The organism is Mycobacterium talmoniae (assembly GCF_001854525.1).
In the GTDB taxonomy this organism is placed as follows: Bacteria; Actinomycetota; Actinomycetes; order Mycobacteriales; family Mycobacteriaceae; genus Mycobacterium; species Mycobacterium talmoniae.
The window spans coordinates 1-1,661 of the sequence record NZ_MLQM01000325.1; the positions used below are offsets into that span (position 1 = coordinate 1).

The 1,661-nt window shown below is 64.5% G+C and carries 2 protein-coding genes; one reads left to right on the top strand and one right to left on the bottom strand.

Going from position 1 to position 1,661, the window contains the following annotated elements; all coding sequences use genetic code 11:
• Nucleotides 1–244: hypothetical protein (locus BKN37_RS29650; RefSeq protein WP_207547306.1), on the bottom strand; the 244-nt coding region annotated here is incomplete at its 3' end.
• Here BKN37_RS29650 and BKN37_RS27055 point away from each other — a divergent pair.
• Complete coding sequence (locus BKN37_RS27055; RefSeq protein ID WP_207547307.1) at nucleotides 230–1,441, top strand: IS110 family RNA-guided transposase; 1,212 nt, start codon at nucleotides 230–232, stop codon at nucleotides 1,439–1,441. The two genes, BKN37_RS29650 and BKN37_RS27055, sit on opposite strands and share 15 nt — an antisense overlap.
• Nucleotides 1,442–1,661 lie beyond the last annotated feature (220 nt).

Here is a 1,661-nt window from a genome sequence, read left to right on the forward strand (position 1 = left end):
CCGGCGTAGTAAGAGGGCTATGTCGATAAATGTTGATCAAAAAGACGTCCTCCTGGTGTCGTTGACGGGCTTGGTATCCCAATACACCGAGGAGGACGTCATGGTTGAGGATAGTGGTCTGTCGCGTGGTGACAAACGTCGCAATGCCAAGTTGGCGGCATTGCGTGAGCTGGTCCCGGTCGATAACGCGGTCTTTGCCATCGATTTGGCCGATCACAAGCAGGTCGCGGTGCTGGTTGATCACGATTCCCGGGTACTGAAGCGTCAGCGGGTCAAAGCCAGGGCCTGGCAGCTGGGCCCGGTGCTGGACTGGGCTCGCGAGCAGGCCCGCAAACGGGGCTTCGCTGATGCGACGATCGCCTGTGAGCCCACCGGGCACCGCTGGCGGGTGCTCGACCAACTTGCCGCCGAACGGGATATGACGCTGGTGTGTGTGCAGCCGCTGCTGGTAGGGCAGGCACGACAAACAGAGGATTACACCCGGGATAAGACCGACGACAAGGACGCGGTACTGATCGCGCGACTGGTCACCGAGCTGCACTGCTATGTGCCTGAGCGTCCCGATGAAGCTTGGGCGGAGTTGCGCCACCTGGGTGCCTACCGCGATCAGTTGATCACCACCGCCACCACGTGTCGCCAGCAGCTGCGCGACTTACTCGAATGCGCTTGGCCGGCCGTACTGACCGCAGCAGCCGAGCCGTTCGACTCGATCACGTGGTGCGCGACCCTGGCCGCAGTGCTCGACTGCTATGACGGCCATCTCGAGCGGCCGGCCCACCGCAGCTATAAGCGGTTTGAGGCCGCGATACGCCGCGAACTGCCCCGCTGGGGGGCAAAACAGGGCCCCTGCCAGCGCATCGCCTACGCCGTCTACGCCGCGCTGACCGACTCGGCCGGAGTCATCGCGCAACGCCGCGGTGCACTGCGACGCGCCCGATGGGTGCTGGCAGACTGGCATGCCACCAAGACCCGGTTGGCCCAAGTGCAAGATCGCATGCTGGCCATCATCGACGAACTTGGACTGACCCAGATAGCCGGCACCATTCCTGGCGTCAGCGTGCTGGGGGTGGCCAGCATCTTGGCCGAAACCGGTGACCCCACCCGATTCACCAACCCTCGCGCACTGGCCAAACACGCCGGATTATGCCCACGAGAAGACACCAGTGGCACCATGACCGGACGCTCCCGAATCTCCAGACGAGGCCGGCCCCGGCTCCGGCTGGCCGCCTGGCGCGCCGTGTGGGGCGCACTCTCGCACAACCCGGTCATGGCCGCCCGCTACCAGCACCTGACAACCCGAGAACACAACCGACTCACCCCCGGACAGGCCCGAGCCGCCATCGCCGCCGCGCTGCTACGCCAGATCCACGTCATCACCGTCCAACGCACCCCCTGGAACGCCGCCATAGCCAGCGCCGCCAAACACCCCACCGCCGCCTAACCCAACACCAATCCCCAAGCCAACCCACTAGGTTGGGGCCAAGCTCCACTCGGCGTAGAGGACCACCTCGACCGACACCCTGAGCAGGCCCCGCCCCTTCCTCACCAAACTCGATTGCACGCTGTCGGGGAAAAATCAGACCCCGCTTGACGGACTACGTAGAGACGAGGAACGGGCAGGCCCCCCAACCCCTTGACTAAAACCAGTTACGTTGGTGTCG